Origin of the sequence: Rothia sp. HMSC066G07 (genome assembly GCF_001814485.1) — a bacterium.
Taxonomy (GTDB): Bacteria; Actinomycetota; Actinomycetes; order Actinomycetales; family Micrococcaceae; genus Rothia.
In genome coordinates this window covers 121,292-135,314 of sequence record NZ_KV816932.1, presented here as the reverse complement: position 1 = coordinate 135,314, position 14,023 = coordinate 121,292, and the positions used below count along the sequence as shown (strand labels likewise).

The 14,023-nt window shown below is 59.9% G+C and carries 7 protein-coding genes and 1 tRNA gene; 5 read left to right on the top strand and 3 right to left on the bottom strand.

The features are described from left to right. Window positions 1-62: 62 nt before the first annotated feature. Together HMPREF2971_RS07730 and adhP are read left to right on the top strand one after the other, a co-directional pair. Window positions 63-1,445: a phosphoenolpyruvate synthase gene (locus tag HMPREF2971_RS07730; RefSeq protein ID WP_070692293.1), complete on the top strand. Its 1,383-nt coding sequence runs from the start codon at window positions 63-65 to the stop codon at window positions 1,443-1,445. A gap of 440 nt (window positions 1,446-1,885) precedes the next feature. Next, on the top strand, window positions 1,886-2,911 hold the full coding sequence (gene adhP, locus HMPREF2971_RS07725; RefSeq protein WP_070692451.1) for an alcohol dehydrogenase AdhP: 1,026 nt from the start codon (window positions 1,886-1,888) through the stop codon (window positions 2,909-2,911). Between the two features lie 945 nt (window positions 2,912-3,856). Here the strand turns inward: adhP and HMPREF2971_RS07720 are convergent. Continuing rightward, on the bottom strand, window positions 3,857-5,779 hold the full coding sequence (locus HMPREF2971_RS07720) for a GH25 family lysozyme (RefSeq protein ID WP_070692290.1): 1,923 nt from the start codon (window positions 5,777-5,779) through the stop codon (window positions 3,857-3,859). A gap of 672 nt (window positions 5,780-6,451) precedes the next feature. Continuing rightward, window positions 6,452-7,024, bottom strand: coding sequence for a flavodoxin domain-containing protein (locus HMPREF2971_RS07715; RefSeq protein ID WP_049327782.1), 573 nt, complete (start codon window positions 7,022-7,024; stop codon window positions 6,452-6,454). A gap of 521 nt (window positions 7,025-7,545) precedes the next feature. Here HMPREF2971_RS07715 and pyk point away from each other — a divergent pair. After that, window positions 7,546-9,009: a pyruvate kinase gene (gene pyk / locus HMPREF2971_RS07710; RefSeq protein WP_070692287.1), complete on the top strand. Its 1,464-nt coding sequence runs from the start codon at window positions 7,546-7,548 to the stop codon at window positions 9,007-9,009. Between the two features lie 219 nt (window positions 9,010-9,228). Here pyk and HMPREF2971_RS07705 read toward each other — a convergent pair. Further along, window positions 9,229-9,311 (bottom strand) — tRNA-Leu (locus tag HMPREF2971_RS07705). 359 nt (window positions 9,312-9,670) lie between these two features. Between HMPREF2971_RS07705 and ffh the strand changes: the two genes are divergently transcribed. Together ffh and HMPREF2971_RS07695 are read left to right on the top strand one after the other, a co-directional pair. Beyond that, on the top strand, window positions 9,671-11,251 hold the full coding sequence (gene ffh / locus HMPREF2971_RS07700) for a signal recognition particle protein (RefSeq protein ID WP_049342095.1): 1,581 nt from the start codon (window positions 9,671-9,673) through the stop codon (window positions 11,249-11,251). Window positions 11,252-11,365: 114 nt separating this feature from the next. Then, window positions 11,366-14,020: a hypothetical protein gene (locus HMPREF2971_RS07695; protein WP_070692284.1), complete on the top strand. Its 2,655-nt coding sequence runs from the start codon at window positions 11,366-11,368 to the stop codon at window positions 14,018-14,020. The last annotated feature ends 3 nt before the right edge of the window (window positions 14,021-14,023 follow it).

The window sequence follows — 14,023 nt, the reverse complement described above, 5'->3', positions numbered from 1 at the left end:
GAGCGATGGTGCCTGCCGCGTCTGCGTTTAGAAACACCCACTCAACGTACAGGATTTTTATCGTGAGCTCTTCTGCCGGCGATTCTTTGCGCCCCGTTTCTCCTTCTTCTCGTCCGGGTCTGACCCGTCGTCGTCTTGTGGCTGGTGCGGCGTGGGCTGCCCCGGTTGTTGTGGCGTCGTCGGTGATTCCGGCGTATGCGGCTTCTGATGAGGAAGGCGAGTGCACCGGACCTTACGAGGATTCGACGACGATTACCGCCGGTGACGGCGTGAAGAAGGTTGCCGTGCTGACGGTTCCTCCGGGTGCTAAGCGTATGCGTTTTGTGGCTGTGGGCGGTGCTGGCGGCACGAACTACACTGTGGCTGATGCCGGTTCCGGCGCCATGGTTGAGGGCTCAATGGCTGTGCGCGGCGGCCAGACTATTACTCTGACTGCTGGTTCTGGCGGTATCGGTAATGGTGAGCTGAAGCCCGCTGAGGGCGGCGACGGCTACGGCGTGGGCGGCTCCTCGAAGGCTTCTTCGCCGGTTCCCGCGAACGTTGTTTCTGCAATCAATAACCTGACCCGCATTTCTGGCGGTGTGACCGGTCGCGGCGGCATGAGCGCTGTGCTGTATTCGGCGTCCGGTGGTGGCTCGTCCGCTATTGAGGTGGACGGCGTGCCGATGATTGTTGCCGGTGGCGGCGGCGGTGCCGGTGTGCTGGCGTCGTATGCGACGGTTCTGCCGAACCCCGCGAATGCGGGTGCTGTGCGCCCGACCGCGCACTATTCGCTGGATAGCTCCGGTGGCGAGCACCAGTTCAGCACCGGTGGTGGCGCTGGTTCGGGTGACGGCGACGGTTCGCCCGGTTTTGTTGGTTTCACCTCGTATGAGGCGCAGTCTAATCCGATTCTGACGGTGAACCCGGGTTCGGGTGCCGCCGGTGGTGTGGGTGGCGCTGGCGGCGAGAAGCTGAACCCGCCGACTGCTGATGGTCCGGTGATTGGTTTTTCGAGCACCTCCACTCAGAAGCTGGTGAGCACTGCGACTGCCGGTGCGGCGGGTGCGAGCGGTTTCCGTGCGAAGGGCGCCGATGGTGTGGCGAGCTATTCGTACCAGTGGGATCAGACCCCGGAGGGTGCCGATAACCGCCCGTCGAACGCTGGTGAGCTGTTTAATGGCTACCAGTCGGTGGTTTCTGGAGGCGGTGGCGCCGGTTATGGCGGCGGCGGCTCGGGTGCTGCGTTGAGTGTTTCGGCTCGTGTGGTGTCACAGAAGTGGAATAACGATTCGGCTCGTGCCCGCTATGCGGTGGGTTCGGTGCAGCTGGCTGGCGGTGGTGCTGGCGGCGGTACGTTCATGGATTCTACGGTGCGCATCATGGATCTGGGTTGGGCGTTGAACGCTCCGAACGGTCCGGGTGAGCGCGGCGCTGGCTATATTGAGGTTGCTTTCTGCTTCTAGGCGGCGGCTGAAATCCACCGTGAATCGTATAGGTGCAGATTGAACCCTTTCTTTAGGGTGGTATGCGCCTCAAACTTAATATTTAAATTTTTTTATGAATGCCCCCAGGCCGCTGGTTTGGGAGGCATTCTCATCTTCTGTGTCGGTTCGTCATAGAGTCATATCAACCTTTAGCGGTTTTTAGCGGTTTAGCGCATTGATTGAAATAGATCTTATCGAAAGCTCATCCTCGCTCGCGTGCCGACCCCTAAATAACCCCTCTGTCATATTCGGGGGTAAACCTTTAGACTGGCAGCTCATCATTGTACTGTGGAAATGTAAAGAATATGCGCACCCACCCCGCTAGGTTGCAAAGCGTAGATTGCAGCTTGCGGTTTGCAGCTTGCGGCTTGAGTGTGGCTACCAATGACAAAGGAGTTTAGATCATGTGCAAGGAAACCATGAAGGCTGTTGTTGTCCCTGAGAAGGTTGACGGTTCGGTTGTTGTCCGTGAGGTCCCCGTTCCGGAGGTTGGTCACGGCCAGGCGCTCGTGAAGATTGAGTACTCGGGCGTGTGCCACACTGACCTGCACGTGGCTGCCGGTGATTTCGGTGAGCTTCCGGGCCGTATTCTGGGCCACGAGGGCGTTGGTCGTGTCGTCAAGGTCGGTGAGGGCGTCGAGTCCCTGAAGGAAGGCGACCGCGTGTCGGTGGCTTGGTTCTTCGAGGGCTGCGGCCACTGCGAGTACTGCACCTCGGGTCGTGAGACCCTGTGCCGTTCGGTCAAGAACGCCGGCTACACCGTCGACGGCGCCATGAGCGAGTACACCCTGGTGCCCGCCGACTACGCGGTCAAGGTGCCCGAGGGCCTGGACCCGGCGCAGGCCAGCTCGATTACCTGCGCGGGTGTGACCACCTACAAGGCAACCAAGGAGTCGCTGGTTCGCCCGGGTCAGTGGCTGGTTGCTTACGGCGCTGGCGGTCTGGGCAACCTGGCTGTTCAGTACGCTAAGAAGGTTTTCGGTGCCAAGGTTATCGCTGTTGATATCAACGACGACAAGCTGGCTCTGGCTCGTAAGATCGGTGCTGATCACGTCATCAACGGCCGTGAGGTTGAGGACGTTCCGGCTCGTATTCGCGAGCTGACCGGCGGCGGCGCTCACGCTGCTGTGGTGACCGCTGTGTCGAAGGTTGCGTTCAACCAGGCTATCGAGTCGGTTCGTGCGGGCGGTTCCGTGGTGGCTGTTGGTCTGCCCTCGGAGATGATGGAGCTGTCCATTGTGAAGATCGTTCTGGACGGTATCCGCGTGGTGGGTTCCCTGGTGGGCACCCGTCAGGATTTGGCGGAGGCGTTCCAGTTCGGTGCTGACGGCCTCGTGGTTCCGGTGGTTCAGCTGCGTGAGGTTGACGAGGCACCGGCTGTCTTCGAGGAAATGACTGCGGGTAAGATTACCGGCCGTATGGTTCTGGACTTCGCTAGCCTCTAAGCTGGCGGATGGGTCGAGGCGCCCGGTAGGGCTTCAAGGTCTCACTCGACTGGGGTCTTGCCGGTAGTTTCGATGGTTATAGCGCCTAGGGCGCATCCCGTGTGGCGGGGGAGTATGGGTACTCTTTCTGCTGTGCATACGACGCGGGGTGCGCCTTAGTGTTTTTAACGCGGCTTTTTAGGGCGGGGTGGGCTGTAGGTTTTTGAGAGCCGTTATCGTGAGGAGCCGAATTCCTCTGTGAGTACTAGGCACCTAAACGTAATATACGCAGGAATTTATTTTTGAAATATTCGGGGAATATCTCAAAATTCTCACTAAATTAGTTCAATAGAGTATCTTGTTTGACATCTATAGGCCTCAAAATGCATACTTGTATTGTAAACATTCAACCACTGATTGAGGCGTAATATTTGCCGAAGAGATAGGTTTCGCGTGCGCCTACACCTACCCTAGATGTAACGGGATATGACGTGTGAAGGTTTCGGCCCTCCTAGATATCGATTCCTTCTCCCGGAACGCCATACCCGGGTGAATTTCAGCATCTTCGTACCGTGCCGTTATTCACCGTTGAGTCCTTAATTCCGGCCAGGCGCCCCTTTAGACACCTTCGGATTGAGGTCTCACCAACGATTAGTGTGGGCCCCACGGACATAGTCAATGGGGACTATGTCCGCCACACTAATCCGGGGCTTTTAGGACATTGCATGACTTCGAGGCGGCACGCCCGCCACGCCATAAATTTACCTGCCGGCACGGGTAACATAGCCGGGTTCTCTACTCACTCGGTAACCCACCCGCTGCAGAACGCATCTTGATTTTTGTGTTGTTCAGAAGATGCGCCCTGTAGCAAAAGAACGAGGGGCACCTCTGCCAGGTGCCCCTCGTTTTTATATGCGCGTTGCAGTGTTTATTAGCTGCCGTGCTGTTGAGTAGATTCCACGCTGTTTAGTAGATTCCACGCTGCGCGGTCCAGCGGATCGTGCCGCGCTCAAAGTCCATGTAGTACACGCCGTTCACGTAGGATTCGTCGCCGCGTGCCGCACCGTAGCGGGCGCTATTCTTCTCCCAATGCTTGAAAATCGCGCCGTTACCGTTGGTTTCGTACGCACCGTACGCATCCGACCAGAGCAGTACCTTACCCGAGGCGAACTGAATCTGAGCACCCGTGGAGGTGACAGTCTCGTCGGTCACCGGTGCACCCCAGGCGCCGCGGTGCTGCAGGAAGCGGTGGTAGAACGCGCCGCCGGTGTGCATGCGGTGGGTGCCGGTCTGCGCGGACCACACGTAGGTGGTGCTGCCGGTGAATTCCTGCTTGATGATGCCGTTGCCCAGGTTCTGCTCATCGGTGGTGGGCACACCCCTCATGCCAGCTGCACGCCAGGTCGCGTAGATGGAGCCGCGCTCGTTGATAATGTGGGTGCCGTAGGCGTTGGACCAGTAGGCGCCCTCACCGTTGGCGAAGGATACCGCGATGGTGTCGGAGCGGGTTTCCTCGTTGGTGGTCAGACCGCGGAATCGCGCAATATCAGAGCGGAACTTCTGGTCCAGGCCGCCGTTGGTGACCAGCCAGTGCGAGCCGTGGGAGTTCGTCCAGTAGATGGTCTTGCCGTTGGTGAACTTCTGCGCGTACACGCCGTTGGTCAGGGTGTACTCGGTGCCAATCGGGTTGCCGTAGAAGGAACGATTCTTATTCCAGAAGTTACCGATGCCGGTGCGAATATCAATGGAACCGGTCGCGGTGGTCACCACGTTCGAATCCTGTACCGCGCGGTCTTCTGCCGAACGGTCTTCCGCTGCGCGATCCTGGCCGTTCGACCAGTTGCGGTGCACCGCGTTGGGGTTCTTTGCCAGAACCTTCAGATCGTTCACGGTGCCGGGGAAGAAGTTCGAGTCACCCACGAACGGGCCCGAGTCAGTGAACTGCCAAATGTCGTAGCCGCTCCAACCCGCCGGAATCGCACCGACCACGGTCGAGTAGCTTGCCAGGTGTAGCGGCAGAGCGCCGAACTGCGGCGAACCCACGCAGTGCGACCACCAGGAGGTTGCGGTGTACACCATCGGGGCGCGACCGGTCAGTGAACGGTAGGTGTCCACAAAGTCGCGGGTCCAGGCGGTCAGCTGCGCCGGGGTCATGTTGTAGCAGGTGTTGCCGTAGGCGGGGTAGGGATTGAACTCGATGTCCAGCAGACCGGGCAGGGTCTTGCCGTCGGCAGTCCACGCGCCACCATTCTGCACGAAGTAGCGTGCCTGATCGGCACCCGAGGAGGTGCGGGGGTTCGCGAAGTGGTAGGCGCCGCGCACCATGCCTGACTCGGCGGAGCCGTTGTACTGCTGACCGAAGTAGGGGTTGGTGTAGTAGCCGCCCTCGGTCGCCTTCACGTAGGCGAAGCGGGAACCTGCGGCGTAGGCGCTCGCCCAGTCCACGTTCTGCTGGTGCGAGGAGACGTCCATACCGAGGGTGCCGCCGGAGGGGGTCCACGCGGAGCGGCCCTGAGCCAGGGACTGACCGGCTGCCGGAGCTCGACCAGCCGCCAGACCCTGCGCGGAGCTCTGGGTCGCGGAAATACCGCTCAGGGTCGCGGTAGAAGCGGGGGAGGTGGCGCCGGTTCGCGCGTTGGCGGTGCCCAGGCGTTCGCGCTCGCCCGCACCCATGGCGGGGTTTGAGCGTTCGACCAGGAATGCATCCGGGGCGGGGGCGTAGGTGAGCTCCTCGTAGGATGCGTTGGGGTTGACCTCTGCGGCTGCGCTCGCGCTGGGAGCGGCGAAGGCGGCGGGAACGGAGGTGAGGGATGCGGCGACCAGGGTGACTGCGGACGCCATGATGGAGCGGGCTGCTGCGGAGCGCGCGGCAGTCTGGAGTTTCTTCATAGATTTTGCCTGTGTTTGAGAGGTGGATGTGCCGATGTGGCCCTGTGCGGGGGCTTCTGGCACGAGTGAATATGTGGGGTAGTTGAAGTGATGTGTGTCGGTTGCCGGGTATGTCAAGCGGCTGACACAGCTAACAGCGTACGGTACCTGCACCGATGTGCGCAATGATTTGGGGTGTCATTCTGGCGGCATATCTTTCGCAGAGTGCACAGTAACCTGGAATCTTTGGGGTGTCTGTTTTACTTTGTGGCTTGTCGGTGCATTTATTGGCTCAAGTTTTTGGGACAAAATTTTAGGCACGCGACACGCCGAGGCGTTGCGAATTTCACTGTGTGGACCGCGCTATTGGGTTGCCTGCCTGTCGAGGTGTCTAGCGGGGTGTCGAGCGCGGTGTGATCGGACTGAGGGAATACCTCTTGGGGCATAAAGGAAGGGGGTGGGCCGCACACACAAAGACCCACCCCCTCAGTATCCGGCTACTGTTGGGGTGCGGCCTCGCACCTAGCATCCGGAGTTACATGGCCGATGCAGGAGAGATGAAGAGTCATCGACCACGTATATGGTGCCTGTTGGCACGTTTTTCTCGGCTCTTCCCGCCCGCTCTTTCAGGTTCTGGTGTCCGGCTGAAAGAGACGGGTGGGAAGAGGCGAAAGCTTGTGTTTCCCGAAAGGCTTAGAGGAACTTGGCGATGTCCTCGACCAGCGGCTTGAGGGTCTCGCGATCGATGTACTCAGCCTTGCCAGTCTTGTAGCATTCGAGCATCTGCTGAATGCCCTCGTTCGGGTGCGGGTTCGCCATGAGCCATGCGCGCACCGGGCCCTTCAGGGCGGTCTTGTGAGCCAGCGAAATCTTGTCGAAGTCGATGCCGCCACGCAGGTGGTAGACGGGGCGACCTTCGGTCAGTTCGGGGGTGTAGCTCTTGGCGACGGCCTTGTCCAGCAGCTTCTTGGAGTATTCACCGGTGAAGGAGACGGTGAAGAATGCGGTGCGGTTCTTCTTGGGTGCAATAATCGGCAGAATCTTCTTGCGAAGTGCCGGTGCGCCGTTGAGGAATCCACCGTAGTCGCTGCCGGCAATGACGAAAGCGTCGAATGCCTCTGCCTGCTCGGGGGTGACCTTGGAGGCGGGGACAGTCTCAACTTCGGGAGCCTGCGGGAGTGCACGCAAATCTTCTGCCAGCCAGGTGGCGTACTGTTCGGTGTAGCCGTAGGTGGAGCCGAAGATAATCAGCACGCGAGTAGTCATCTGTGAACCTTCCAGATATATTTCGCATTTCAAATACTAATTATGGGTTCCAATATAGGCTAGGCGCGCGAAAATGTGAAATCGCCTAGCTCTTGGATGCCCTATCTATCTTCTCATAGCCCACTCTGAGTGTCTCTATGTTTTTGAAATACAATCGAAGGTTCTCGAGTGTGACTAAATATTGCGCAGTAGGGGCTAAGTATGGGTAAAAAGTACCCTAATCTACTTTCCGGGCGAGTTGGAGGTGGTGGGGGTAAAAATTGGATTCTTGGGATGCGATTGATGGGGAGAAGTTGTACTCAAAATGCGACCTGAAACACTATTCTTCTGACTGAAAGGGGCGGGAGAAGCATACCCAAATGACACTAAAACCCCTATAATTAGATAAGAAACCCACGCATCCGGCACGTGGCTACATGTTGGAGCACGTGGGAATAATTGGGAATTTGACGTCAGTCTTCCCCGGAAAATCAGCGTGAACCCCCAGGGGTCACGTAAAACAACACACAAAGGTTAGGTACATGAGGCGCGCAAAAATCGTTGCAACCATCGGTCCGGCAATCGAATCCCCCGAGAAGATCTCCGAGGCAATCAAGGCTGGCCTGAACGTCGCCCGTCTGAACATGAGCCACGGTGACCACGCCGAGCACCAGGCACGCTACGACACCATCCGTGACCAGTCTGCAAAGCTCGGTAAGGACGTTGCAATCCTCGCCGACCTGCAGGGCCCCAAGATTCGCCTCGAGCGTTTCGCAAACGGCAAGGAATACCTTGAGCCCGGCGCAGACTTCACCATCACCTCCGAAGACGTTGAAGGTACCGCAGAAATCTGTGGCACCACCTACAAAGGTCTGCCCGGCGACGTAAAGCCCGGCGACAAGCTCCTGCTCGACGATGGCAAGATCCGCCTCGAAGCTATTGAGGTAACTCCCACCCGCGTTCGCACCCGCGTGGTCGTCGGTGGTCCCATCTCCAACAACAAGGGCATCAACCTGCCCGGCGCAGCAGTCTCCCTGCCCGCGCTGACCGAGAAGGACGCAAACGACCTGCGCTTCGCACTGAAGATGGGTGCAGACATCATTGCACTCTCCTTCGTCCGTACCGGTGCAGACGTTGACCCCGTCCACAAGATCATGGACGAAGAGGATATTCGCGTACCCGTCATTGCCAAGATCGAGAAGCCCCAGGCAGTTGAGAACCTGCAGGACATCATCGACAAGTTCGACGGCATCATGGTCGCTCGTGGTGACCTCGGTGTTGAACTGCCCTTCTCCGAGGTTCCCCTCGTCCAGAAGAAGGCAATCGACATGGCACGTCGCTGGGCAAAGCCCGTCATCGTGGCAACCCAGGTGCTTGAGTCCATGACCGACAACCCCGTCCCCACCCGTGCAGAGGTTTCTGACTGCGCTAACGCAATCCTCGACGGTGCAGACGCTGTGATGCTCTCCGGTGAGACCTCGGTCGGTAAGTACCCGATCCTGACCCTGCAGGCAATGGCATCAATCATCAGCGACACCGAAAAGGGCGGCCTGTACCGCGTGCCCGAGCTGGATCGCAAGCCCCGCACCCGCGGTGGCGCAATCACCCGCGCAGCAGTGAACATCGCTGACCAGCTGGACGCAAAGCTCATCGTAACCTTCACCCAGTCCGGTGACTCCGCACGTCGTCTGGCACGTCTGCGCCCCGAGACCCCCGTGGTTGCATTCACCACCAGCTCGAAGGTTCGTTCCTTCCTGTCCATGCTGTGGGGTGTTGAAGCTGAGCAGGTTGAGATGATTACTGATCAGGAAGCTATCTTCACCTTCGTGGACGAGTACCTGCTCAAGAACGGCCTGGCAGAAGCTGGCGACCTGGTCGTCGTTGCTGCCGGCGCTCCCGCAGGCCGGGCAGGTACCACCAACATGGTTCAGGTACACCGCGTCCACGGTGCTGAGGGCGAGCGTGAGGCTCTGCGTCCTTACGAGGAGAACGAGGTCAAGCGCTAAGCCGCTCACCAATCTTTTTCGATGCGTAGCGGGGGATAATCCTCAGCCTGTACGCTCGGTATATAGAACCGCCGCCCGGTCGTGAACTCTCACGGCCGGGCGGCGGTTTTGTGTGTTGGTGTAGTTGCCCCATCTGATGCGCGGGTGGGGTACAAAGGGTATAGAAGCGGATACAGAAAAGCGGCGGGAAAGCTTCAAACTTTCCCGCCGCTTTTGCGTTGGTGCCCGAGGTGGGACTCGAACCCACACTCCGAAGAACCTGATTTTGAGTCAGGCGCGTCTGCCAATTCCGCCACTCGGGCGTATCACGCATTCGTGCGTAACACCTTTAGAATTCTAACCCAGGCTGTCTAGAAAATCTAATCTATCTGACGTGTTGAGCAGGCTGAGGCGGGGCGCGGAACATCTACTGAGGGTTTCTGCTGTGCCTCTATGAGGGGGTAAGTCTGGAACCTGCCGCGCATTTGCTGAGGGGCGCGGGAGGGGACGTTGAGTATAAATCCTGGGCGTAAATCCTGAGCTCAGGGTGAACCGGCGCCACTTATCCACAGTGGAGGCGGGGGAGAAAGCGCGCATCCTGTATCCTTAAAGACTGACTAACCATCCCCGTTCGCCTTCGCGGCTGGGGGCCACCTCAACGTTAAGAAAGTGATCACGGCTCGTGTTCAATTCTCTCTCCGACCGCTTGACGGCAACTTTTAAGAACCTGCGCGGCAAGGGCCGCCTCTCCGAGGCAGACATTGATGCAACCGTCCGCGAAATCCGCCGCGCCCTGCTCGACGCTGACGTCGCCGTCCCCGTGGTCCGCGAATTTACCGCCCACGTGAAGGAACGCGCTCTCGGTGCGGAGGTTTCCGAGGCGCTGAACCCCTCCCAGCAGATCGTGAAGATCGTGAACGAGGAGCTGGTGAGCATCCTCGGCGGTTCGACCCGCCGCATCAACATGGCGAAGAGCGGCCCGACCATCATTATGCTGGCGGGTCTGCAGGGTGCCGGTAAGACCACCCTGGCGGGCAAGCTGGCTCACTGGCTGAAGGGCCAGGGTCACACCCCGATGCTGATTGCATCCGACCTGCAGCGCCCCAATGCGGTGACCCAGCTGAAGGTTGTTGGTGAGCGTGCGGGCGTGCCCGTGTACGCGCCGCACCCCGGTGTGACCAGCGAGTTTGACGTACCCACCGGCGATCCCGTGCAGGTGGCGCGTGACGGTGTGGCTGAGGCTCGCGCTAAGCTGCACGACGTGGTGATTGTCGATACCGCGGGTCGTCTGGGTGTTGATGCTGAGCTCATGCAGCAGGCACGTAATATTCGTGACGCTATTGAGCCGCACGAAGTTCTGTTCGTTATCGATGCGATGATCGGTCAGGACGCCGTGAACACCGCTAACGCCTTCAACGAGGGTGTGGACTTCACCGGTGTGGTCCTGTCTAAGCTTGATGGTGACGCCCGCGGTGGTGCGGCGCTGTCGGTGGCTTCGGTGACCGGCAAGCCGATTATGTTCGCGTCCACCGGTGAGAACGTCACTGACTTTGAGCAGTTCCACCCGGACCGTATGGCAAGCCGCATCCTGGATATGGGTGACATCCTGACTCTGATTGAGCAGGCTGAAGCTCAGTGGGATAAGGCTGAAGCCGACCGCATGGCAAAGAAGTTCATCGATCAGGAAGACTTCACTTTTGAGGACTTCCTGGCTCAGATGCAGCAGATTCGTAAGCTTGGTTCCATGAAGAAGCTGCTCATGATGATGCCCGGTGCGGCTCAGATGCGTCAGCAGCTTGAAGCTTTTGACGAGCGCGAGATTGACCGCGTGGAGGCGATTGTTCGCTCCATGACCCCGCATGAGCGTGTGGCTCCGCGCATCATTAACGGTTCTCGTCGTGCCCGTATCGCTAAGGGTGCGGGTGTGACCGTGTCTGAAGTGAACCAGCTGATGGAGCGTTTCGCTCAGGCTCAGAAGATGATGAAGAAGCTCGCTTCGGGCAAGATGCCCGGCATGCCCGGTGGTATGCAGATGCCCGGTATGGCGGCTGCGGCCGGTGGCGCTCGTAAGAACGCGAAGAACAACAACAAGAAGAAGAAGGCTCGCTCCGGCAACCCGCAGAAGCGTGCGGCGCAGGAGGCGGCAGCAGCTAAGGCGCAGCAGGCTCGCGCCGGTGCTGCATTCGGTCAGCAGGCTCAGAACCAGGAGATGGATCTGTCCAGCATGAACCTGCCGAAGGGCTTCGAGAAGTTCCTGCAGTAAGAGCAAATATGAGCCCGGTAAGGGGTGGTACGGGTGCGCACGTGGTGACGGGCGCACCCGTACCGGTATGGTGCCCGGTTTGGGTGCATGAATGGGTGTGAAGGGAAGGTATCAATGGCTCAGAACGAGCAGAACTGGGATCGAGAGAACGCGGATGATCAGCTGAATGAGCAGGTCACGCCGTGGTCTCAGCGCGCCTTCGCTGATGATGCTGTAGAGGACCCTGCCGGCGCATCTGCCGCTGAGTTTGTAGAGGAGCCTGCATGCGAGTTCTCGGAAGACCTCGTGGGCGATTTCGACGATGATTCGAGCATCCTTCCCGGGTACACTCCCGTCTGGGCGCGTATTGCCCTCGAGTACGGTGAGCACTCCGCCGAACTGGCTGGCGACCTCGTCTACTCGAGCGAGAGCGACGACCCCGCAGTCGACGACGTTGCCGCAACCATTCTGAACCTGATTCGTGAAGCCCGCAGCATGCACGATGAGGTGAAGGCGGAAGATCCCGATAAGCAGCGCGCCTGGAACGACCGCACGAAGGTTGACCGCCTCGCCGCCGCCCTGGAGAGCGAAGAGTGGACCGTCGATAAGCTCACCGACATGTGGGACGGTGCCCCCGCGCCCGCCGGTAGCGGTGAGTCGGATAGCCCCGAGTACCTGCGCGCCCAGGATGAGGAGCGCACCGCCGAGAAGCAGCGCAATGAGCGCATCGAGCAGACCATGGAGCTGGAGGAGACGATTCAGCGCCGCCGCATCATGGCTCGTTCCACCACCGATGAGGAGCTGATTGCCGCCCTCATTGAGGCGACTGCCGCCTCCCCGGAGCTGATTGCCTACGAGATGGGGGAGCATCAGGTGCAGCTCTACGTGCTGTGCGCCGTGGATGATGAGGGCTACATGAACGTGCTGGAGGTCGCTGACGGCCACCTGCACGTGGGTACCCCCGTTGAGGATTACGTGGCGCAGCTGGTGGATCAGCTGCCGGTTACTGGTGCCGCCCTTGAGGGTGAGGCGACCGTGTGGGAGGACCTGCCCGGTGGGCAGGGTGAGCTGGAGTTCCTGGTGGACGGCGACGCCGCCATGCTCGTCGACCTGCCCATTGACATGATTACCGGACTTCTTTTGGCGTACCTTCCTGCCGGTACCCGCCAGGTTGTTGCCGCGCCGGCGGGGGAGTGGACCCTCATTTCTGCCGACCCGGTGGATCTGATGGCGCTGCTGGGCCTGCTGAACTGCAACGCCCTGATTGCTGAGGGCAACTCGAACCAGCAGCACCTGGTGGTCTATGAAGAGCCCGCCCGCGACCCCTACTCGGATGAGGAGTGGTACCTGGAGGCGTTCGGCGAACCCTACGAGAACATCGTGGAGGAGTTCACCTGGCAGCGTGTGCCTAAGCGCCTGAACCGTGCCCTCAGCCGTGAGGAAGTCGCACGTTTTGGCGGCGTGTTGGAGGATCTGCTGTCGGAGCTTCCCGGTAGCGCCCCGGAGCTTTCGGGTTCGAAGATTTTCGGTTCCGATGAGGAAGAAATCGAGCAGGGCATCGCTAATGTCATGGCGATGTTTGGTGTGGAGGCTGATTCCATTACCGGCCGCCGCCTGAACGCGTACCTGCGCGATACGAGCAATATCCTGGCGCTGGAGTCGGTGCTGCAGCTACTGGACGTTCCTACCGAGCTGGCGCTGGTGCCGACCACCGGTTTTGATGTGGCGTCGATTAGCACGGCTCGCGTGTTCGGCAACGAGGATGAGGAGCTCGCGCAGTCCGCCGATGCGACCGTATCTATTGATGCTGAGGCTACCTTCTCCGAGAGTACTCCCGCCGAGGATGCTTCTTTTGACGATGAGGAGATTGAACCCTACCCGGGCGGCTACACCTCGCCCCTGGACCGTAGCTACCGCCTGGTGGCGACCGGTCGCCGCGTGACCCTCTCCGAGTGGATGGACGCTCTCAACAACGCGCACATCCCCTACGAGTACACGCACATGGGTTCGCCGGAGGGCTCTGCGCAGGATTCCTTCGTGGAGACCGAAGAGGGCTACCTGTCTCTTGACAGCGCCCTGCACGAGGCTGACTCTTCGCCTACCGAGGAGCAGGCATCGCACGAGGCAAAGGTAAGCCAGCAGGCTCCCGAGCCTTCTGTCGCGCTCGCACCTCAGAACGAAGCCGCCCCGAGCGTTGAGACCGTGCCCGATGCTTCCTCAAGCTCTGCAGATCAGAGTCCTGCACCCCAGGCCCCCGCACCGCAGAGCACTTCCGCTCAGGGCTCTTCCGCTCAGAGTCCCGTGCCTCGTTCGCGCCGCAAGCGCCTGACTCCGGAGCAGATTCGTGCGAAGACCCGCCGCGTGGGTCTGGTCCTGGGTGCGGATGTGACCGCTCAGAGCGCTATCGCTCTGACCTTGGCGAATGTGGCGCGCCGCCGCCGTGCGCAGGGTAAGGCGAGCCGTAAGTTCTCGGTGGTTGCCGCACTCTTTGCGCTGAATGCCACGGTTGAGACGGCTCTGATTCCGACGATTCTGCATTCTTTCGACGAGATGCAGCGGAAGAAGCATGCCCGCCCGGTTGCGGATGCTGAGCTGGTGCATCCGGGGGATACCACCGGTGAGCAGCCCTCGACCAAGCGCACTCTCATTGATGACCTACGTGAGGGCAACTACCGCACGGTGGAGGATGCCGCCCCGTCCACGGAGCAGGCACCCTCTGGACTGCGTGAGCGTGCCCTGGGTATAGTGCGTAGCATCAGGCAGCGCGCTGCGAAGAAAACCGACCGCTAAAGG

Bases quoted from the DNA above. Each gene is read 5' to 3' on its own strand.
- HMPREF2971_RS07720 (WP_070692290.1), bottom strand. From the start codon at position 5,779: ATGAAGAAACTCCAGACTGCCGCGCGCTCCGCAGCAGCCCGCTCCATC.
- pyk (WP_070692287.1), top strand. From the start codon at position 7,546: ATGAGGCGCGCAAAAATCGTTGCAACCATCGGTCCGGCAATCGAATCC.
- HMPREF2971_RS07695 (WP_070692284.1), top strand. From the start codon at position 11,366: ATGGCTCAGAACGAGCAGAACTGGGATCGAGAGAACGCGGATGATCAG.
- HMPREF2971_RS07715 (WP_049327782.1), bottom strand. From the start codon at position 7,024: ATGACTACTCGCGTGCTGATTATCTTCGGCTCCACCTACGGCTACACC.
- adhP (WP_070692451.1), top strand. From the start codon at position 1,886: ATGAAGGCTGTTGTTGTCCCTGAGAAGGTTGACGGTTCGGTTGTTGTC.